The organism is Microbacterium terrae, from assembly GCF_017831975.1.
In the GTDB taxonomy this organism is placed as follows: domain Bacteria; phylum Actinomycetota; class Actinomycetes; order Actinomycetales; family Microbacteriaceae; genus Microbacterium; species Microbacterium terrae.
Genome location: NZ_JAFDSS010000001.1, coordinates 1,537,019 through 1,555,915 on the forward strand (window position 1 = coordinate 1,537,019; position 18,897 = coordinate 1,555,915).

Below are 18,897 nucleotides of genomic sequence, written 5' to 3' on the forward strand. Positions count from 1 at the left end.
ACGAAACGAGACGAGACGCGCCGGTTCACCCGGCGGCCAGCAGCCGCACCACCTCGGCGTCCGAGGTCTGCGTGAAGTCGTCGTAGTACTCGCCGACCGCCCAGAAGTCCTGCATGCGGTGCGGGCACACGAACTCGTCGACCGCATCACCCGGTGGCGCCCAGCTCGCGGGAGCGACCGGAACGGCGAGGATGATCCGCGACGCACCGCGCAGGCGCAGCGATCGGCACGCGGCGATCGCCGTCGATCCGGTCGCTACACCGTCGTCGACGACGACAGCCGTACGCCCGGCGGCGTCGAACGGGCTCGCCTCGAAGGCCCGCATCCGCCGTTCCAGCTCCGCATGCTCGGCGGCTTCCACGTGCGCGAGATCGACTGCCGACATCCCCGCCGACCGGAGCGACCCCCGCGTCACGAGTCGCACGCCGTCGGCGATCGCGCCGACGGCGAACTCCTCGTGGCGTGTCGCACCCAGCTTCCGCACGACGACGGCCGTGAGCGGCAGCCCGAGTTCCCCGGCGACGGCTGCGGCCGTGACGACGCCGCCGCGCGGGATGCCGAAGACGACGGCATCCGTCCCCGCCGCACCGGTGAGTTCCGCTGCCAGCTCGCGGCCGGCGTGAGCACGATCGGCGAACAGCGCCATGCCCTCACGGTACGCTCGCGTCGGCGCTCCGGGAATGCACCGACCCTGCGCGACGTTCATTCACGCGCATGGAAAGGATGCCCGCGATGACCACGAACACCCCCGTCGAGCTCGGTCTCGACACATTCGGCGACGTCACGCTCGGCGACGACGGCGCACTCGTGAGCCACGCGCAGGCGATCCGCGACGTCGTCGACCAGGCCGTCCTCGCAGACGAGTCCGGCCTGGCGTTCTTCGGCGTGGGGGAGCACCACCGGCGCGAGTTCGCGGTGTCGAGTCCCGAGCTGGTCCTCGCCGCCGCTGCGGCCCGCACCTCGCAGATCCGGCTCGGCACCGCGGTGACCGTGCTGTCGAGCGATGACCCGGTGCGCGTGTACGAGCGGTTCGCGACGCTCGATGCCGTCTCGAACGGTCGCGCCGAAGTGATCCTCGGGCGTGGATCGTTCATCGAGTCCTTCCCGCTGTTCGGATACGACCTGCGCGACTACGAGGCGCTCTTCGAGGAGAAGCTCGACCTGTTCGCCCGGCTGCGCGACGAGGAGCCCGTGACCTGGCAGGGGCGGCTGCGCCCCGCGCTGGAGAGCGCAGACGTCTACCCGAAGACGGCGAACGGCATCCCCACCTGGGTCGGCGTCGGGGGCACACCCGAGTCCGCCGTCCGCGCCGCCAAGCACGGGTTCGGCCTCATGCTCGCGATCATCGGCGGCCCGGCGGGTCGCTTCCGTCCCTTCGCCGATCTGTTCCGCCGCTCGCTCGGCGAGTTCGGGCATACCGCGCGCCCGGTCGGCGTGCATTCGCCCGGACACGTCGCCGCCACCGACCAGCAGGCCTGGGAAGAGGCTTACGAGGGCTTCGCCGCGATGAACAACACGATCGGCCGAGAGCGCGGCTGGCCGCCGTACAGCCGCATGCGGTTCCAGCACGACGTCGGTCCCGACGGCGCGCTGTACGTGGGATCACCTGAGACCGTCGCCCGGAAGATCGCCGACACGGTGCGGACCGTCGGGCTCGACAGGTTCGACATGAAGTTCTCGACGGGCACGCTGTCGCACGCGAAGCTCATGAGCTCGATCGAGCTCTACGGCACGCGCGTGGCACCCCTGGTGCACGACATGCTGGCCTGACGTCGCCGACCCATCTCACGCCGGATGCCGCGGCATCCGTACGATGACACGTATGGCCGACGCCCCACCCGCCGCGGTGACGCTCTCGCAGCGTCTCGACGCACTGCCGTTCACCCGCCGCCATCTCCGCGTGCTCACGGGCTCGGGCCTCGGCTGGGCGCTCGACGCGATGGACGTCGGACTCATCTCGTTCGTGATCGCCGCACTCGCGGTGCAGTGGGACCTGAGCCCGACCGAGTCGTCGTGGATCGCATCGGCGGGATTCGTCGGCATGGCCGTCGGAGCCACGGTCGGCGGGCTCCTCGCCGACCGGTACGGCAGGCGGAGCATCTTCGCCGTCACACTGCTCGTGTACGGCCTCGCCACCGGCGCGAGCGCCCTGGTCGGCGGTCTGGCCGCGCTCCTCGTGCTCCGGTTCCTCGTCGGGCTCGGGCTCGGAGCCGAACTGCCGGTGGCGAGCACCTACGTGAGCGAGTTCGCGCCGGCGCGCATGCGCGGCCGACTCATCGTGATCCTCGAGGCGTTCTGGGCGCTCGGCTGGACCGCAGCGGCGCTCATCGGCTTCCTCGTGATCCCCGGCTCGGACGACGGATGGCGCTGGGCGTTCGCGATCGGCGCGATCCCCGCCGCCTACGCCCTCGCGGTGCGGTGGGGACTCCCGGAATCACCGCGCTGGCTCGAACGCCGCGGCCGTGCCGACGACGCCAACGCCGTCGTGCGATCGTTCGAGGCATCCGCATCGATGTCGGCTGTGGCCCGGCGGCGGATCACCACCGACGTCGTGGAGCCCGCCGCAGCCACGAGCGTGCGGGAGCGGCTCGCGACCCTGTGGTCTGCGGAGTTCCGGCTGCGCACGGCCAGTCTCTGGCTGGTGTGGTTCTGCGTCAACTTCGCGTACTACGGCGCGTTCATCTGGATCCCGTCGATCCTCGTCGCCCAGGGGTACGACCTGGTGCGGTCCTTCGGCTTCACCGTGATCATCACGCTCGCTCAGCTTCCCGGCTACGCGGTGGCCGCCTGGCTGATCGAAGTGTGGGGGCGCAGGCTCACCCTCTCGGTGTTCCTCGTCGGCTCGGCGGCGTCCGCTGTCGCCTTCGGCACGTCGACGGGGGAGACGTTCGTCATCGGCGCGGGGATGGCGCTGTCGTTCTTCAACCTGGGCGCGTGGGGCGCGCTGTACGCGGTCACCCCCGAGATGTATCCCACCTCGCTCCGCGCCACCGGCTCGGGCTGGGCAGCCGGCGTGGGCCGGATCGCCTCCATCGTCGCACCACTGTCGGTGCCGCCGCTGCTCGCCCTGGGCGGCGCGCCGACGCTGTTCGTCGTGTTCGCGGTGTTCTTCGCGGTCGCCGCCGTCGCCGCCTGGGGCCTCGCGGACCGGCGGGGCGCCGCGCTCGACGACCGCTGAGCGGTCGTACCGGAGGGGTCCCACTCCGCAGCACCGAGTCACTTAAGGTGGAGGGATGGGCACGCTGCGCTACGTCGCCATCGGCGACTCGTTCACGGAAGGGGTCGGCGACGAGCTGCCCGACGGTCGCGTCCGGGGGTGGGCAGACCTCGTGGCCGAGGGATGGGCGGCGAGCGGGGCCGACGTCGAGTACGCGAACTTCGCCATCCGCGGCAAGCTCGTCCAGCCCATCGTCGACGAGCAGCTCGAACCCGCACTCGCGCTGCGCCCGACGCATCTGTCATTCAACGGCGGCGGCAACGACATGCTCCGCCCTCGCACCAGCGTCTCGCGCGTGGTGGCGGCGTTCGAGCATGTGCTGAGGCGCTGCGACGAGGAGGGCGTGCAGCTCATCGTGCTGTCGGGCGCGAACCCGTCGGGGCAGCTGCCGCTCCGCCGCGTCATCCAGCGCCGTGGCGACCTGCTGTCGGCCGCCGTCTCGGCCGCACTCGCAGACCGCCCGGACGTCGTCCGCGCGTTCAACTGGCCTGATCGCGAGCTCTCCTCGCCGCCCTACTGGTCGGAGGACCGACTCCACATGAACTCGCGCGGTCATCACCGGGTCGCGGCGAGGGTGCTCACCTCACTCGGCGTCGAGCCGCCCGCCGCATGGTGGTCGCTTCCGCCGCTGCCCGATGTCGGAGCACGCGGAACCGCCTACTACCGCGAGCACGTCGGCCCCTGGATCCAGCGCCGCTTGACCGGCACGTCGTCGGGCGACGGCCGGCATCCGAAATACGCTGCGTGGACCCGGCTCGACTCAGCCGGCTGAGCGCTCCCGCGCCGCGTCGACCGCGTAGGTGAGCTCGGCGAATGCCCCCGCCTGACGCACGGCCGTGAGGGTCAGCCGATCCGCTCCGAGTGCGCGGGGGAGGAGAGGCTTGCCGGTGGGGAGCGTCGCCGGAGCGATCGAGACGCGGATCTCGTCGAGGAGCCCCGCATCGGCGAACTGACCCGCCAGATCGCCCCCGCCCACGATCCACACGTCGCGACCGGCTGCCGACGCCACGATCGCGGGCCACACCTCGCCGACATCGCCGCGGACGAAGCGCACGTCGGCCCCGGGGACGGCAGGCAGCTCCCGCGTGCTGAACACCCACGTCGGGCGGTCGCCGTAATAGGCGGGCCACTTCTCGGGGTGCGCGACGAGGTCTTCGTGCTCCACGACCCACTCGTAGGTCGACGAGCCCTGCACGAGCACGCCGATGCCGTCGAGGAACGCGCGGAAGTCGGCATCCCCACCCTCGCCGCCCGGCGCGGCGAAGAGCCAGTCCAACGAGTCATGCTCGTCGGCGAGGAAGCCGTTGAGCGTGGTTGCGGTGTAGAAGATCGCGCGAGGCATGGCCTCACGCTACTGCGGTGCACCGACACCGGCACCGGCACCGATACGCCGACCGAGCACTCCGGCGATGGTCAGAGCGCACCGGCACGCCGCAATGCCGCCATCGCGCGGACGCCGCCCGCACGTGCGGCTGCAGCCGCATCCGCTCCCGCGAGCGCGGCGACGATGTACCCCGCGGCGAAGGCGTCTCCCGCCCCGGTCGAGTCGAGCACGTCATCGACGGGGTCGACGGCGATCTCGGCCACCGCTCCGCGCTCGTGGACGAGCACCGGCTCAGGGCCACGCTTGACCACCAGCACGCCGCGCGTCGTCAGACCGAAGCTGCCGGCCACATCGGCCTCGTCGCGGTTGGCGAAGACCACGTCGGGTGAGATGCGGCGCAGCACCTCGGCGACCGCTCGCGCGCCCAGCGCCCGCAGCGTCGCCACGCTCGAGAGGTCGACGCTCACGCAGCCGCCTTCCGCCGCAACCGAGGTCGCGGCATCCGTCAGCGCCTGTCGCGATCCCGGCTCGGCGAACCCGTACAGCGGCAGGTGCAGCCACCGCGCACCGGTGAGCCATGCCGGGTCGATCGCCGCGAGCTCGGCGGCGGCGCCGCGGTCGGTGATCATGGTCCGCTCGCCGACCGCGTCGACCAGCACCACGATGGCTCCGGTGCGCTCGGCCCGCTGCACCCGCACGTCGACACCCGCCGATTCGAGGTCGGCGATCAGGGCGGTCGCGAGCGGATCGACGCCGACGCACCCGATGAAACGGGTCGGCACGGCTGACGCCGCGGCCGCGGCCACGTTCGCGGCGCTGCCGCCGCGGGTGAGCCGCACCTCGGCGGGGTTGTCGGTGCCGCGCTCGAGCGTCGCGCCGCCGAGCACGATGAGGTCGGCGACGAGGTCTCCGATGACGATCAGCATCACTCCGCCGCGAGGGCGCGCGCGATCTCGGCCCCGAGGCCGACGTTGCCGCGGTACACGTCGACGTTGACATCGAGGCTGCGTCCACCGGTCTCGCGCTGCATGACATCGAGGAGGAACGGCGTCGTGTCGTGACCGGTGATTCCCTCGGCCTCGGCGCGATCCAGCGCCCGTGCGAGCACCTCGTCGTGCAGGGCCGGGTCGAGTTGACGGTCCGCCGGGAGCGGATTCGCGACGAGAAGCGTGGACGTGAGCCCGAGGGCGTCGCGCGCGCGGGCGATCGCCGCGATCTCCTCGGGGGAGTCCGCTGAATACTCCAGGTCATAGCCGGAATCGGCGATGTAGAACGCGGGATAGTCCGTCGTGCGGTAGCCGACGACGCCGAGGTTGAGCGTCTCGAGCCGCTCCAGCGTGAGCGGGATGTCGAGGATCGACTTCACCCCGGCGCTCACGACCACGAGGGGGAGTGTCGCGAGCGTACCGAGGTCGGCGGATTCGTCGAATGTCGCCGGGGCGCCGCGATGGACGCCGCCGAGCCCGCCGGTCGAGAACACCCGGATGCCGACGCGGTGGGCGAGGAACGCGGTGGCTGCGACCGTGGTGCCGGCGCACAGTCCCTTCGCCGCGGCGATCGGCAGATCGCGCAGACTCGCCTTGACCACGCGCGGGGCGGTGGAGAGCCGCTCGATCTCGCTCGGCGAGAGGCCCACGGTGGGGCGACCGTCCACGACACCGATCGTGGCCGGCACGACCCCGGCGGCGCGCACCTGCTCCTCGGCAGCGAGGGCGACCTCGACGTTGCGGGGCCGGGGGAGCCCGTGGGTGAAGATCGTCGACTCGAGCGCGAGTACGGGCTCGCCGTCTGCGAGGGCGGCGCGGACGACGGGGGAGACGCGGATGCCTGCGGCGGTCACGGTCACACGCTATCGCCGGAGGCCGCCGCGCGCGCGAACCATGATCGCGCACGCGTGTCAAGACCCTGCGACTCAGGCATCGCATGGGCCAGGGTGGTCATGCAGGATCACCGAGTCCTGCGCACAGGGGAGGGGCCGACCGCCGCCCCCGGAAAGGATGATCATGAGCATCGGAGCAGGCATCGCCCTCTTCGCGATCGGCGCCATCCTCGCGTTCGCCGTCAACGTCGAGGTCGAGTGGGTGAACCTCGACCTCATCGGGTACATCCTGATGGGCGCCGGCGCCCTGGTGTTCGTCATCGGCTTGGTGCTGATGCTGCGCCGCCGGCGCACCGAGACCGTGACCCGTACGGCCGTCGACCCGAACAGCAGCGAGCAGGTCACCCGCCGCAGCACGAGCCAGACCGACGAGACCCTCTGACCTCGAGACGACCGCCGGTCGCGGCTCCCGAACGCCGGTTCCGCGGCCGGCGGTCACTTCGTCCGCCGCGGCGGCTTCGGCTGATCGAGACCCACGTGGATGCGCGTGCGGCGGCGCTCGCAGATGATGAAGTACCCGCCGAGCAGCCACAGCGGAACCTGTGTCAGGAACGCGAGCCGGAACGCCTCCAGCGAATACGTCTCGGGGGTGCCGGCGCCCTGCAGGTCGAGCGCGAGGCCGATCGCGTAGATCGCGATGAGTGCGGCGATGAAGCCGCCGGCGTTCGTGACCCCGGTGGCCGTGCTGAGCCGGTGCGCGGGGTTGTGGGTTCGGGCGTGGTCGAACGCGATCATCGACGCGGGTCCGCCCATCGCGAGCGCGAAGGCGAGTGCGTAGAGCAGCCAGAGCGGCGCCGGGCCCGGGTACACGATGACTGCGAGCCAGGCGAACAGCTGCAGTCCTACCGCAGGGAGGACGAGGGCTCGCGAGCGCATGGTCGGGATGCGCCGCGACAGCTCGCCCATGATCGGGCCGATGACCATGCCCATCACGACGTACGTCGAGAGGATCCCGGCGGCGGCGGCGGTCGAGAGTCCCTCACCTGCGGTGAGGAACGGCATGCCCCACAGCAGCACGAAGGCGGTCCCGGCGAACGGCGCGGTGAAGTGCGACCAGAATGCCAGCCGTGTTCCGGGATGCGCCCATGCGGCGCGGATGCCCACCCCCGAGTCGACCGAGGACGTCACCACGCGGATCACCCCGGTGTCGGTGTCGACCGAGACGTCGCGGTCGACCTCCGGCGGGTGGTTCCGGATGATGACGAAGATCAGGACGGCGAAGAGGACCCCGAGACCGGCGATGCTGCCGAATGTGATGCTCCACGTGGTGGCGTGCAGGAGAGCAGCGAGCGGGATCACCGCGATCAGCTGACCCGTCTGCCCGATGATCCCCGTGAGCTGCACCATGATCGGTCCGCGTTGCGCGGGGAACCACGTCGCGATGAGGCGCAGCACCCCGGGGAAGATGGCGGCGTCACCGGCTCCGAGGAGCACGCGCGCCGCGATGGCGACGCCGACGGTGGGGGAGAAGGCCATGACGAGCTGTCCGGCGGCCATGAGCAGCATCCCGACCACCATGATGGGTCGCGAGCCGAACCGATCGAGCAGCACGCCGATCGGTATCTGCATGCCGCCGTAGACCGCCAGCTGCACCACGGCGAACAGCGACAGTGTCGACGCGTCGGCGTGGAACCGCTCGGCTGCATCGACGCCCACCGCGCTCAGCGAGGAGCGGTTCACGATCGCGAGGATGTAGCCGGCGACGGCCACCGACCAGATCAGCCATGCCTGCCACCCCGGCCCGGCGGATGCGGGGCGGGGGAGAGCGGTCACCCCGTCAACGCTACTCCTGCCCGCGCTGTGGTCTGACCACGGTCACGGAGTGACCTGCGCACGGAACTGCTCGACGCCCCGCAGAATGACCGGCGCCCCGAGCCGGTCCGCGTGCGTCGGGCGCAGCTGCTTCCATCGTTCACGACTCATCCGGTACCGCCGGTGCTCCACCGCCACACCGTCGCGGGGATGCCGGAACGCACCGTCGTCGTCGTAGCCGACCGCCCGGGAGACGGCGTTCGATGCGGCGTTGTCCGCGAACGCGCCCGACAGCGCCTCCTCGGCGCCGAGGCCGTCGAACGCCAAGTTCAGGGCGAGCATCCGCATACGGGTGCCGATGCCGTGGCCCTGGTGGGCTCGGCCGAGCCACGAGCCGGTGCGGATGCTGCGCAGCACGCCCCACTCGGGTGCGTCGAGCCCCTGGATGCCGACCGGTACGCCGCGGTGGAGCACCCCCAGCTCGAGGGCGAACGCGCCGGACTCGACGTGGCCGCGCGCATTCCATTGGTACGTCAGGACGCTGCGGGCGACATCGTCGGGAGCGCCGCGCGACCAGGGGTGTTCGAAGGGCATGGCTCCGGGATCATGGATGCCGGCACCCGCGAGCTCGGCGAGCGCGACGAGCAGCTCGTCGTCGATCCACCGCAGCTCGAGGTCGCCGGAGCACACACTCACCCCGGCCGCAGGCCAGAGTCGCGCGAGATCGTCGAGGTGGGGCATCCGCGCAGTCTGCCAGATCCTCGCCGCGGTGCGCATCGGTCGCGCGGCATGCGGGGACCGGCGACTTCGCCCGATCTGACATAATGTACATTATCGGCTAATCGTTAATCGGCCGGCGTGCAGCATCCGCTCGACGTCTCGCTCGTACATCTCGGCATGTCCGATGAGGTCGGTCCGCCCCGTGAGAGCAGCCCGGTCGCGCGTGAACACCGCCAGGTCTGCGACGGATGCCGCTGCAGCAGCGATCACGTCGTCGACCGACCAAGACGCGCCGTACGCGCCGATCATCGCACCGATGCGCGCACGCCGGTCGAGTCCGTCGGCCTCCGGCGAATCCTCAGCGAACGGTGCGAGTCGGTACGCGAGGTATCCGACGTCGCGGATGCGCGGTCCCGGCCCCGCGAAGTCGACATCGATCACCCCGCTCAATCGACCTCCGCTCACGAGCAGGTTGTACGGTGCGTAATCGTTATGACAGATCACCTCGTGCGGCTCCCGAGCCACAGATCGCCATTCCAGGTCGCCACGCATCGCCAGGCCGGCGGACGCGTCGTGCAGGCGTCGCAGCAGTCGTGCGGCATCCGTCAGAATGCGGTCTGACCACAGGGCCTCCGGGGCCGCACCCGCGAGCACCTCCCCCGGGAGGAACGACAGCACCTCGCGACCCTTCTCGTCGGTGCCGAGCGCCCGCGCAGTCTCGTCGATCCCCGCCCCAGCCCAGCACCCCAGCAGCGCGTGCACCGCCGGCGTCCATGGGCCCGTCTGACGGCGGACGGTGTCGCCGACGCGCACGACCGGCTCCATGTTCCCGCCGGTCAACGCCACCTCCACATCCGGACCCCCATCCGCATCCGACTCCGGTGTCGACGTCACCCTCCTGCGAACTCCTGGATGAACCGCGTCTGTGCCACGATCATCCGCTCGATCTCAGCCGGGTCGACAGACTCGTCGGACGCGTGGATGCGGGCGTGGGCGGTGTCCTCCGCACCCCAGAGCACGATCGCCGCGTCGGGGGCGATCTTCTTCAGCGATGCAACCAGCGGGATCGACGCCCCGCTCCCGATCGACTCGACCTCTGCGCCGTATGCTTCGCGCAGCGCGTCCTCGGCGGCGACGATCGCGGGGTGCGACTCATCGACGGCGAACGGATGGCCGACCTTGACCTTCTCGACGACCACCTCGCAGTTCCATGGTCGCTGCGCTCGCAGGTGTGCCATCAGAGCCTCGAGCTGCCCATCGCCGTCGGAACCCGGGATGATGCGCATCGACAGCTTCGCCTTCACCTCGTTGAGCAGGACGTTCGACGCTTCTGCGGTGCTCGGAACATCCATGCCGAGCACCGTCACCGAGGGCTTCGCCCAGATGCGGTCGGACAGCGATCCCGTTCCGAGGTAGTCGACACCGGGCAGGATCGCCGACCCGCCGCGGTAGACGTCCTCGTCCATCGCTGCGCCGTCCCATCTCCCGCTGTCGACGCCGGGGATCACGGTGTCGCCGTTCTCGTCGTGGAGCGTGTCGAGGATGCGGATCATCGCGGTGAGCGCGTCGGGCGCCGCTCCCCCGAACTCCCCCGAGTGCACCGGATTCGCGAGGGTGCGCACGGTGACCGTGCACGCGACATCACCGCGCAGCGCAGTCGTGAGACCCGGTCGTCCCGGTGACTGGGGTCCGATGTCGGCGATGACGAACGCGTCGGCTGTGAACAGCTCCGGGTTCGCCTCGACGAACGGCTCGAGGTGCGAGATCGTCTCCTCCTCCCCCTCGACGAGGATCTTCACGCGGCAGGGGCGGTCGGCGCCGAGGAGCTTGAGCGTCGCGTAGTGGATGACCAGACCCGACTTGTCGTCGGCGGCACCGCGTCCGTAGATGCGTCCGTCGCTCTTCGTAACCGGCTCGAACGGAGGGGTCGACCAGTTCTGGCTCGCGGGCGCCGGCTGCACGTCGTAGTGGGCGTACAACAGCACCGTCGGCGCGCCGTCGGGCCCGGGAAGGTCGGCGAAGACGCAAGGGTACCCGTCGGGCACGTCGACCAGCCGCACGCCCTCGGCGCCCGCCGCTTCGAACAGGTCGACGACCGCCTGTCCCATGCGGTGCACGGGTTCGGGGTCGAACCCGGGGAACGCGATCGACGGGATGCGGACGAGATCACCGAGGCGATCGAGCACATCGGGCATGAGGGCGGCGGCCGCGGCGCGCGCGTCGGATGGATCGGACATGGTTCCTCCTGAGTGGGACGGGAGACGGATGGACGACAGTGCTCAAGCCGGGATGACGAGCTGCAGGAGCAGACCCGCTCCGACCACCGCGACCCAGGAGACGAGCATCGGGATCGTGAACGAGTGCCACACCGGCACCTGGGTGAGCTTCGTCGATCCCGTCAGGTCTGTCTCGACGGCGGCAATCTGCGACCCGTTCGCAGGGAAGAGCCAGACGCCGATGAGCGACGGCCACATCGCGGTGATGACGCCTGGGGCGAGCCCCGCGGCGAGCGCGATCGGAATGAGGGTGTTGGTGGTCGCCGACTGGCTGGTGGTGAGGCCGCAGACGATGAACAATGCGACCGCGAGCAGCAGCGGGTTCGCCTCGATCATCGCCCCGAGCGGCTCGATGATCGTCTCCTCGTTGCCCGAGATGAAGGTGTCGGCCATCCACGCGATGCCGAAGAGTGCCACCGCCGCGACGAAGCCGGCCTTCAGGAGCGGCTGCTCGACGACGACCGAGGGCTCGACCTTGCGGACGAGGATGATCACCAGCGCCGCAGTGAACATCACCATCTCGATCACGATCGACATTCCGATCGGCTCCAGTTCGCCGTCCTCGTTCGGGAACGCGGGGCGCAGCCCGGAGAAGAGCCCGAGCAGCACCACGATCAGCGTGCCGGAGATGAAGATCCACGCCGCCGTCGCTCCGCCCGGGGGCACGATGTGCTCGATCCTCGCGGTGGACGCGGTGGGGCCTGCGCCATCGCCGGTCGAAGCGGCGCCGCCCACCTTCGCGGCGTATCGCTCCCGCAGGGCCGCCGGCACCTCGACCGTGCCGTCCTCGACGCGCTTGAGGAACACCGGGTCGTCCAGCAGGTCCTTGCCCAGCCGCTGCTGCACGAGCGAGGTGGCGATGCAGGCGACGACGGCGGCCGGTACGGTGATCGTGAGGATCTGCACCAGGCCGTAGCCGGTGCCTTCCATGAGGATGAGGTAGGCCGCCATGGCCGCCGACACCGGGCTCGCAGTGATGCCCAGGCCGGATGTGACGGTCGACGCGGCGAGCGCCCGCTCGGGTCGCTGCCCGTTCCGATAGGCGGTCTCGTAGATCACCGGGATCAGGGCGAAGAAGATGTTGGAGGTGCCCGACAGCACGGTGAAAACGAACGCGACAAGAGGTGCCACGAACGTGAGCCGCGCGGGGTTGCGCTGGATGATGCGCGAGGCGAGGGCGACGAGGTAGTCGATGCCACCGGCGGCCTGCATTGCCGACGACGCCGTGATCACGGCGATGATGATGAAGAACGCGTCGACCGGCGGACTCCCCGGCGCCAGGTGGAAGACGAAGACGAGGATGGCGGTGCCGACCACACCCCACAGTCCGAGCCCGAGCCCGCCGGTGCGGACGCCGAGCATGATCGCGCCGAGCACGACGCAGGTCTGCAGCACCACGGAGACGATATCCACCAGAGACCCCCCGAGACCGCGGACTTCTCCGCCCGCTGGCGCCGACGATATCGGTGCGTCAGCGACGTGTCGAGATGGTGACGCCGCGCTTCGGCGGGCGTCCCGAGGAGAACACTGCCCGCTGTGAACGGCGGCCGGTGCCCGCCCCTCTAGGCTCGAATCATGCTGGAATCGCTCACCGGGTTCGTCGTGGTGGGCCTGGCCATCGTCGTCGGCTGGATCATCGGGCGCATCGATCTGCTCGGCGAGCACGCGCGTCCCGTGCTGGCCCGGCTGACGTTCTTCGTGCTCTCGCCGTTCCTGCTGTTCGTCGTGCTTTCGCAGGCCGACGTGCACAGCCTGTTCTCGGCGCTGCTCCCGGTGTCGGCGATCGCGGCGCTCGTGATCTTCGTCGTGTACGTGACCGTCGCGAAGCTGCTCTGGCGCCGGTCGGTCGGCGAGACGGTGATCGGGGCGCTCAGCGCCGGGCAGGTGAACTCCAACAACATCGGCATCCCGCTCTCGCTCTACCTGCTGGGAAGCGCTGCGTACCCCGCACCGGTGATCCTGCTGCAGCTGCTCGTGTTCACGCCGGTCACCATTGCCGTTCTGGATGCCGTCACCTCAGGCCGCTCGTCGGTCTGGCGGACGCTCGCGCGCACCGCATCGAACCCGATCGTGCTGGGATCGGTGCTCGGCACGCTCGTCTCGGTGTCGGGTATAGACCTGCCGCCGATCGTGCTGGAGCCGGCGAACCTGATCGCCAACGCCTGCGTGCCGATCATGCTGATCAGCTACGGCATCTCGCTGCACGGCCAGCGGGTGCTCGGCGCATCGGGGCGGCGCCGCGACATCGTGCTCGCGACCACGCTGAAGCTCGTCGCCATGCCGGTGATCGCCTGGGCGGTCGCCGAGTTCGTCTTCGGGCTGAGCCCGCACGACGTGCTCGTCGTGACGGTGCTCGCCGCCCTGCCGACCGCGCAGAACGTGTTCAACTACTCGCAGCGCTACGGCATCGGCGAGACGATCTCGCGCGACACCGTGTTCCTCACGACGATCGGATGCGTGCCGGTGCTGCTCGCGATCACGCTCATCCTGGGGTGACCGCAGCTCCGGGAACGTGGAACCCGCGGATCGCCGCGAGCACGATGCGCACGCCGTCTCCGGTCCGCAGCGCCGTGAAGAGCGTGTGCGTGCACGACCGGCAGCGCACGAGCGCCGCGACCTCATCGATCTCGACGACGGCGTCGGCGAGCGGCGCCGTGGCCCCGCATCCTCCGCACGTCCCGACGACCGTGGTCACGTCGACCGCGAACACGTCGCTCAGCAGCCCGGCCAGTGCATTGCCGTCGACGACGGCTCCCGCGATGTCGGCACGCATCATGCCCCTCCGAATCGTTCGGTCCTGATCCGCGACGGATCGTGTCCGAGAGCCACCAGGGCGTCGGCGACGGTCTCGACGAACCCCGTCGATCCGCACACGAACACGATCGGCGCGCGATCGGCGGGCCATGCCGCGGCGGCGATCCGCTCGGCGTCGAGTCGGCCGACGCTCCCCGGCCACCCATCGGGGCCACCGCGGGTGTACGCCCACGTGGTCCCCACTCCCCCGCGCCCGACCCACCCATCGAGCTCATCGCGATATATCGCGTCTTCGGGTCGTCGCACGGAGTAGAGCAGACGGACGGATGCCGCCGCCCCGGCATCCGTCGCCGCACGAGCCATCGCCATCAGCGGCACGATCCCCGAACCGCCGGCGATGAGCTGCACCGGCTCCGCTCCCCCGGGCTCCCACACGAAGTAGCCGCCGAGCGGACCTTTGATCTCCAGCTCGTCGCCGGGCTGCGCGTCATGCACGAGGTACGGCGACACCTCGCCGTCGGGAACCTCGTCGATCGCGAGCTCGATCTCGTGCGCCGCACCGTAGGAGCCGAGCGAGTAGGACCGGACCGCCTGGTAGCCGTCCTCCGCGGTGAGGCGCACGTCGACATGCTGCCCCGGCCGGCTCCCCGGCCAGTCGTCGATCGCCACGCGCAGCACGCGGGCCGTCGAGGTCGCCGCCGTCGCGCTCGAGATGCGCGCCGGACGCCACCCGCCGACGCTCACCAGTACCGCTCCTCCGTCCACGGATCGCCGTGCATGTGGTAGCCGTTCTGCTCCCAGAACCCCGGCTCGTCCTCGTCCATCAGCACGAGGCCGCGCACCCATTTCGCGCTCTTCCAGAAGTAGAGGTGGGGCACCAGCAGCCGCGCCGGGCCGCCGTGCTCGGGATCGAGCGGCTCGCCGTCGAACTCGAACGCGACCCATGCCTTCCCGCCGAGGAGGTCCTCCATCGGCAGATTGGTGGTGTACCCGCCGTAGGAGTGCACCATCGCGTAGCCGGCATCCGACTCGACCGATTCCATCAGCGTGTCGAGCGACACCCCGCGCCACGTGGTGCCCAGCTTCGACCACCGGGTCACGCAGTGGATGTCGGTGTTCACCTCTTCGATCGGCAGCGACTGGAACTCGTCCCACGACCAGGAGGCGCCTCCGCCCGACTCGTCGCGGATGGTGAACCGCCACTCGGCGGTGTCGATCCGCGGCGTCGGACCGGCCGACAGCACCGGGAAGTCGTCGGTCAGGTACTGTCCGGGCGGCAGATTCGGATCGCTCTCCCGCCGGCGAGCCCCGAAACCACGCGAGAAGACAGCCATGCACACCTCCACCACCACGACGACGACACGCCCACCGTAGTGCTGCGCGCCGCCGCACCGCGAGTGTCGATCGACAGGACTTTCATCTCCGGGTCTAGACTTGGGGCCGCACGTTCAGGGAACTCCCAGAAAGGACCCCCCATGTCCACCGAATCCGCAGCTGAGAAGTCTGCTGTCAACGGCATCCGCACGGCGCTCGGCATCGGCGGTGTGCTTGCCGTCATCGTCGGCATCCTGATCCTGGTCTGGCCCGGCAAGACCCTCATGGTCGTGACGGCGATCATCGCGATCTACGCCATCGCCGCCGGCCTGGTCTACGCCGGCCTCGGCATCTTCTCCAAGACCAAGGGCGGCTGGTCGCGCGTCGGCCACATCGCCCTCGGAGTCCTGTTCATCATCGCCGGCATCGTGGCCCTCTTCAACCTCGGCGCCACCACCGCCTGGCTGCTGCTGTTCATCGGCATCCTCGTCGGCATCATGTGGGTCGTGGAAGGCATCGTGTCGCTGTCGACCCTCGGCGACGCGTCGTCGAAGGGCTGGACGATCTTCTTCGCGATCCTCAGCATCATCGCCGGCATCCTGGTGATGTTCTCGCCGGTCTGGGGCACCACCGTGCTCTGGATCCTGCTCGGCATCTCGTTGATCGTCCTCGGCATCATCAACGTCGTCCGTGCATTCACGTTCGGCAAGGGCGTCTGACCGCTCGCATCACAACGAGGACGGCCCCGGGAGTGATCCCGGGGCCGTCCTCGTTGATGCTCTGCAGTTGCGTCAGCCGACGGGCAGGTGGCGCTGCCACCAGTCGAGCACGGCCGCGAACCGCTCGACGCGGTGCCGCGGCTGACCCGACCGGGTGAGCTCGTGGTTCTCCCCCGGGAAGATGAGCATCTCGGCGTCGACCCCGTTGCGCTTGAGCGCCGCGTAGTACCGGGTCGACTGCTCCAGGGGGCAGCGGAAGTCCAGCTCGGAGTGCACCACCAGTGTCGGCGTGGTGACCTGACCGACGACCGCCATCGGGCTCTGCCGGGCGATGTCCTCCGCCGAGACCCCGACGTACTCGTCGCCGAAGAACGAGCCGATGTCGCTCGTGCCCTGGAACGACAGCGGCTCGAGGAAGCCGCGCTCGACGATGGCGCCCGCGAAACGGTGGTCGTGCGCGATCACCCAGGCGGTGAGGTAGCCGCCGTACGAGCCGCCCATCACTCCGGCGCGCGCGCCGTCGAGACGAGAGTCGCTCGCGATCGCGCCGTCGAGGAAGTCGATCACATCGGCGAAGTCGACGGTGCCCATCTGCTGACGGATGCTGCGCCCGTGCGCGCGGCCGTAGCCCGCCGAGCCTCGCGGGTTGCAGTACACCACGGCGTACCCCGCATCGACCAGCACCTGCGTCTCGTCGAACAGGTGCACGCCGTAGGTCGCGTACGGGCCGCCGTGGATCTGCAGGATCACCGGGAACGGCCCGTCCCCCTCGGGCGTCGCGACCCACCCGTGCACGGGATACCCGTCGCGCCCGTCGACGGTGAGCTCGCGCGGGAGTGCGATGCCGGATGCCGCGGCCGCAGCGCCGAACGACGTGAGCGGGTGCGCCGCCCCGCCCTCCACGAGCAGCAGCTCACCGTACGATTCGGGTGACGACGCCGACACGACGACGCGGTCGCCGGCCACGGCGTGGCCGTTCACCTCGACGTCTCCGCCGAGCACCTCGGTAACGGTTCCCGCTCGCGTGACGCGCAGCAGGCGCACGCGGCCGCGGGTGCGGTCGTGCACCAAGAAGTCGTCGCCGGCGACGCCGATGTGACTGCCGACCTCACCGAGGTCGATCGTCTCCGCATCGGTGAGACGGCGTGCGCCGTCGGCGCCGATGAGGAAGAGACCCACACCCGGCGCGACGAAGTCCACCCCGTCGCCCACCTCGTGCGCCAGGACGGCGAGCGTGCCGTCACCGGCCACAGCGAGGTCGTACAGCGACAGCCCCGCGTCGACGCCCAGCACTTCGCGGTCACCCGAGCCGTCGACCCGCACCGCGATCACGCGACCCCGGAGATCTCGCCGGTCGGGCTCGATCTCATCGGGCGCGGTGAGGACTTCGGTGCCGTCGGCGGAGAACACCACACCGCCGTGCGACACGGCACCGCGGGTCAGCTGAACGGCGTCGGCGGCGACCAGGCGCCGGGTCGGCGCGGGATCGCCGTCGGGGCGCACGGCGGGCGCGGGGTCGTAGCTCGGCTCGCCGTCGGTGGCCGGCACCGCGATCGTGAAGAGGTGCGCCGGCCGGTCGGCGATGTAGCCGAGTCCGTTCGCGTTCCACCGCACGCCGCTGATGCGGCGCGGCGCCTCGGCCGAGGCATCCAGCCCCTCCACCGATCCGTAGCGGCCGGGTTCGGGAACGCGCGCGAGGTACGCGAGCGCGGACCCGTCAGGCGACCACGCGAATCCTTCGACGCCGAGCGTCGCGTCGGTGGCCTGCACCGGCTCACCGCCGCCCGCGTCGACCACGAACAACTGAGGCTTGCGCTTGGCGTCGGCGCGGACGAAGGCGATGCGCGTGCCGTCGGGCGACATGCGCGGCGCGGAGTCCGCGGTGCCGCGGGTGAGCCGGCGCGGGATGCCGTCGGGGAGCTCGACCCGCCAGAGCTGCCCCACCGCCCGGTTCGCAGCGAGGTCGGGTCGCGATGCCGCGAAGACCGCGAATGAGCCGTCGGGGGCGATGTCGGGGCGGCCGACCGAGATCAGCGTCTCGATGTGCTCGGCGCGCATGTCACTCCCCTGCGAACGAGCCGGTGTCGCCGACGAGACGCGTGTTGTCAGCCGGAATCGGGTCGACCGCGGCGCGGGCGACCTCTGCGGCGAACTCCGACACGTTGTAGAGCTTGCCGGCGTCCTCTCGGCGTGCGGCGATCGCCCCGGGGTTCGCCCGCTCGAGCAGCGTCGCGGTGATCGTGCCCTCGATCATGTCGCCCGACACGACGACGAATCCGACGCCGCGCTCGGCGAGAGCGGGGATCCGCTCGCGCAGGGCGTCCTCACCGGCCCGCTTCGACAGCGCGACCGGCTCGTACTCGGGCATCGTCGGGGTCGTACGGATGAAGTGCGCCTGGTGGCTCGTGACGAACACCACGCGCGATCCGTCGCCGAGGAGCGGCAGCGCGGTCTCGAGCACGTTCACCTGAGCGTCCCGGTTGAGCGTCAGCGCGTAGTCCGCCGCCATCCCGGACTCCATGCCGCCCGACGCATTCAGCACCAGGATGTCGAGACCGCCGAAGGCGCTGTTCACCTCGTCGAACATCGCCGACACCGACGCCGGATCGGTGAGGTCTGCCCCCACGACGAGCGCTTCGACGCCCAGTCCGCGCAGCTCGGTCGCGAGCTTCTCGGCGCGCGGAGCCTTGTTGCGGAAGTTGATGACGACGTTCGCGCCGGCCTCGGCGAGGTAGCGAACGGTGTCTGCCCCGATGCCGCGGGACGAGCCGGTGACGAGGGCGGTCTTGCCGCTCAGCGAACCGGCGTCGAGGATCTGGGACATGTGTGCTCCTGTGGATCGAGGGGCCCGGTGCGCGACCGGATGGGCCGTCTCGACACTATCAATCGGCCCGTCACCGGCCCGGTGTAGGGTTCCATCAAAGAGACGACCGAAAGGATGG

The 18,897-nt window shown here is 70.4% G+C and carries 20 protein-coding genes; 6 read left to right on the forward strand and 14 right to left on the reverse strand.

The window, feature by feature from the left end; all coding sequences use genetic code 11:
• Positions 1-25: 25 nt before the first annotated feature.
• Positions 26-646 carry a phosphoribosyltransferase gene (locus tag JOD63_RS07100; RefSeq protein WP_045276910.1) on the reverse strand — a complete coding sequence of 207 codons (621 nt, stop codon included), beginning with the start codon at positions 644-646 and terminating at the stop codon, positions 26-28.
• 86 nt (positions 647-732) lie between these two features.
• On the opposite strand from JOD63_RS07100, the gene JOD63_RS07105 reads away from it, so the two are divergent.
• The 3 genes from JOD63_RS07105 to JOD63_RS07115 are packed head-to-tail and all read left to right on the forward strand — an operon-like array spanning position 733 to position 3,989.
• A complete protein-coding gene (locus tag JOD63_RS07105) occupies positions 733-1,770 on the forward strand; it encodes an LLM class flavin-dependent oxidoreductase (protein ID WP_045276911.1) in 1,038 nt (345 codons plus the stop codon).
• 52 nt (positions 1,771-1,822) lie between these two features.
• On the forward strand, positions 1,823-3,178 hold the full coding sequence (locus JOD63_RS07110; protein WP_157004051.1) for an MFS transporter: 1,356 nt from the start codon (positions 1,823-1,825) through the stop codon (positions 3,176-3,178).
• A 55-nt stretch (positions 3,179-3,233) separates the two neighbouring features.
• The gene (locus JOD63_RS07115) at positions 3,234-3,989 is read left to right on the forward strand and encodes an SGNH/GDSL hydrolase family protein (protein WP_211088071.1); all 756 of its coding nucleotides are present in this window, start codon (positions 3,234-3,236) and stop codon (positions 3,987-3,989) included.
• Here the strand turns inward: JOD63_RS07115 and JOD63_RS07120 are convergent.
• The 3 genes from JOD63_RS07120 to JOD63_RS07130 all read right to left on the reverse strand — a co-directional run bounded on the left by JOD63_RS07120 (position 3,978) and on the right by JOD63_RS07130 (position 6,381).
• A complete protein-coding gene (locus JOD63_RS07120; protein WP_045276913.1) occupies positions 3,978-4,559 on the reverse strand; it encodes a dihydrofolate reductase family protein in 582 nt (193 codons plus the stop codon). The two genes, JOD63_RS07115 and JOD63_RS07120, sit on opposite strands and share 12 nt — an antisense overlap.
• Positions 4,560-4,630: 71 nt before the next feature.
• Positions 4,631-5,467 carry a carbohydrate kinase family protein gene (locus JOD63_RS07125; RefSeq protein ID WP_045276914.1) on the reverse strand — a complete coding sequence of 279 codons (837 nt, stop codon included), beginning with the start codon at positions 5,465-5,467 and terminating at the stop codon, positions 4,631-4,633.
• A complete protein-coding gene (locus tag JOD63_RS07130) occupies positions 5,467-6,381 on the reverse strand; it encodes a pseudouridine-5'-phosphate glycosidase (RefSeq protein WP_045277056.1) in 915 nt (304 codons plus the stop codon). Before JOD63_RS07130 ends, JOD63_RS07125 begins: the two co-directional genes overlap by 1 nt.
• Positions 6,382-6,544: 163 nt before the next feature.
• On the opposite strand from JOD63_RS07130, the gene JOD63_RS07135 reads away from it, so the two are divergent.
• Positions 6,545-6,802: a DUF6458 family protein gene (locus JOD63_RS07135; protein WP_045276915.1), complete on the forward strand. Its 258-nt coding sequence runs from the start codon at positions 6,545-6,547 to the stop codon at positions 6,800-6,802.
• 53 nt (positions 6,803-6,855) lie between these two features.
• Here the strand turns inward: JOD63_RS07135 and JOD63_RS07140 are convergent, their stop codons facing one another.
• The 5 genes from JOD63_RS07140 to JOD63_RS07160 form a co-directional block, all read right to left on the reverse strand.
• On the reverse strand, positions 6,856-8,193 hold the full coding sequence (locus JOD63_RS07140; RefSeq protein ID WP_045276916.1) for an MFS transporter: 1,338 nt from the start codon (positions 8,191-8,193) through the stop codon (positions 6,856-6,858).
• Positions 8,194-8,235: 42 nt separating this feature from the next.
• Positions 8,236-8,913 (reverse strand): GNAT family N-acetyltransferase, encoded by a 678-nt coding sequence (locus JOD63_RS07145; RefSeq protein WP_045276917.1) that lies wholly within the window; start codon positions 8,911-8,913, stop codon positions 8,236-8,238.
• Between the two features lie 90 nt (positions 8,914-9,003).
• Complete coding sequence (locus tag JOD63_RS07150; protein ID WP_245618052.1) at positions 9,004-9,738, reverse strand: phosphotransferase; 735 nt, start codon at positions 9,736-9,738, stop codon at positions 9,004-9,006.
• 44 nt (positions 9,739-9,782) lie between these two features.
• Complete coding sequence (locus JOD63_RS07155; protein WP_084613721.1) at positions 9,783-11,129, reverse strand: M20/M25/M40 family metallo-hydrolase; 1,347 nt, start codon at positions 11,127-11,129, stop codon at positions 9,783-9,785.
• Positions 11,130-11,171: 42 nt separating this feature from the next.
• Positions 11,172-12,581, reverse strand: a complete 1,410-nt coding sequence (locus tag JOD63_RS07160; RefSeq protein ID WP_045276919.1) for an anaerobic C4-dicarboxylate transporter family protein — start codon at positions 12,579-12,581, stop codon at positions 11,172-11,174.
• A gap of 162 nt (positions 12,582-12,743) precedes the next feature.
• Here JOD63_RS07160 and JOD63_RS07165 point away from each other — a divergent pair, with 162 nt between their 5' ends.
• A complete protein-coding gene (locus JOD63_RS07165) occupies positions 12,744-13,664 on the forward strand; it encodes an AEC family transporter (protein ID WP_045276920.1) in 921 nt (306 codons plus the stop codon).
• Here JOD63_RS07165 and JOD63_RS07170 read toward each other — a convergent pair.
• The 3 genes from JOD63_RS07170 to JOD63_RS07180 are packed head-to-tail and all read right to left on the reverse strand — an operon-like array spanning position 13,651 to position 15,256.
• Positions 13,651-13,944, reverse strand: coding sequence for a DUF6510 family protein (locus JOD63_RS07170; RefSeq protein ID WP_245243882.1), 294 nt, complete (start codon positions 13,942-13,944; stop codon positions 13,651-13,653). The two genes, JOD63_RS07165 and JOD63_RS07170, sit on opposite strands and share 14 nt — an antisense overlap.
• The gene (locus tag JOD63_RS07175; RefSeq protein WP_045276921.1) at positions 13,941-14,666 is read right to left on the reverse strand and encodes an FAD-binding oxidoreductase; all 726 of its coding nucleotides are present in this window, start codon (positions 14,664-14,666) and stop codon (positions 13,941-13,943) included. Before JOD63_RS07175 ends, JOD63_RS07170 begins: the two co-directional genes overlap by 4 nt.
• A complete protein-coding gene (locus JOD63_RS07180; RefSeq protein WP_045276922.1) occupies positions 14,663-15,256 on the reverse strand; it encodes a sulfite oxidase-like oxidoreductase in 594 nt (197 codons plus the stop codon). Before JOD63_RS07180 ends, JOD63_RS07175 begins: the two co-directional genes overlap by 4 nt.
• A gap of 141 nt (positions 15,257-15,397) precedes the next feature.
• On the opposite strand from JOD63_RS07180, the gene JOD63_RS07185 reads away from it, so the two are divergent.
• A complete protein-coding gene (locus JOD63_RS07185; RefSeq protein WP_045276923.1) occupies positions 15,398-15,955 on the forward strand; it encodes an HdeD family acid-resistance protein in 558 nt (185 codons plus the stop codon).
• A gap of 72 nt (positions 15,956-16,027) precedes the next feature.
• Here the strand turns inward: JOD63_RS07185 and JOD63_RS07190 are convergent, their stop codons facing one another.
• Positions 16,028-18,013 carry a S9 family peptidase gene (locus JOD63_RS07190; protein WP_045276924.1) on the reverse strand — a complete coding sequence of 662 codons (1,986 nt, stop codon included), beginning with the start codon at positions 18,011-18,013 and terminating at the stop codon, positions 16,028-16,030.
• Between the two features lies 1 nt (position 18,014).
• A complete protein-coding gene (locus JOD63_RS07195) occupies positions 18,015-18,779 on the reverse strand; it encodes an SDR family oxidoreductase (RefSeq protein ID WP_045276925.1) in 765 nt (254 codons plus the stop codon).
• Positions 18,780-18,897: the final 118 nt, after the last annotated feature.

Coding starts and splice junctions, on each gene's coding strand:
- JOD63_RS07100 (WP_045276910.1), bottom strand. CDS start 646: ATGGCGCTGTTCGCCGATCGTGCTCACGCCGGCCGCGAGCTGGCAGCG.
- JOD63_RS07105 (WP_045276911.1), top strand. CDS start 733: ATGACCACGAACACCCCCGTCGAGCTCGGTCTCGACACATTCGGCGAC.
- JOD63_RS07110 (WP_157004051.1), top strand. CDS start 1,823: ATGGCCGACGCCCCACCCGCCGCGGTGACGCTCTCGCAGCGTCTCGAC.
- JOD63_RS07115 (WP_211088071.1), top strand. CDS start 3,234: ATGGGCACGCTGCGCTACGTCGCCATCGGCGACTCGTTCACGGAAGGG.
- JOD63_RS07120 (WP_045276913.1), bottom strand. CDS start 4,559: ATGCCTCGCGCGATCTTCTACACCGCAACCACGCTCAACGGCTTCCTC.
- JOD63_RS07125 (WP_045276914.1), bottom strand. CDS start 5,467: ATGCTGATCGTCATCGGAGACCTCGTCGCCGACCTCATCGTGCTCGGC.
- JOD63_RS07135 (WP_045276915.1), top strand. CDS start 6,545: ATGAGCATCGGAGCAGGCATCGCCCTCTTCGCGATCGGCGCCATCCTC.
- JOD63_RS07145 (WP_045276917.1), bottom strand. CDS start 8,913: ATGCCCCACCTCGACGATCTCGCGCGACTCTGGCCTGCGGCCGGGGTG.
- JOD63_RS07155 (WP_084613721.1), bottom strand. CDS start 11,129: ATGTCCGATCCATCCGACGCGCGCGCCGCGGCCGCCGCCCTCATGCCC.
- JOD63_RS07165 (WP_045276920.1), top strand. CDS start 12,744: ATGCTGGAATCGCTCACCGGGTTCGTCGTGGTGGGCCTGGCCATCGTC.
- JOD63_RS07170 (WP_245243882.1), bottom strand. CDS start 13,944: ATGATGCGTGCCGACATCGCGGGAGCCGTCGTCGACGGCAATGCACTG.
- JOD63_RS07180 (WP_045276922.1), bottom strand. CDS start 15,256: ATGGCTGTCTTCTCGCGTGGTTTCGGGGCTCGCCGGCGGGAGAGCGAT.
- JOD63_RS07185 (WP_045276923.1), top strand. CDS start 15,398: ATGTCCACCGAATCCGCAGCTGAGAAGTCTGCTGTCAACGGCATCCGC.
- JOD63_RS07190 (WP_045276924.1), bottom strand. CDS start 18,013: ATGCGCGCCGAGCACATCGAGACGCTGATCTCGGTCGGCCGCCCCGAC.
- JOD63_RS07195 (WP_045276925.1), bottom strand. CDS start 18,779: ATGTCCCAGATCCTCGACGCCGGTTCGCTGAGCGGCAAGACCGCCCTC.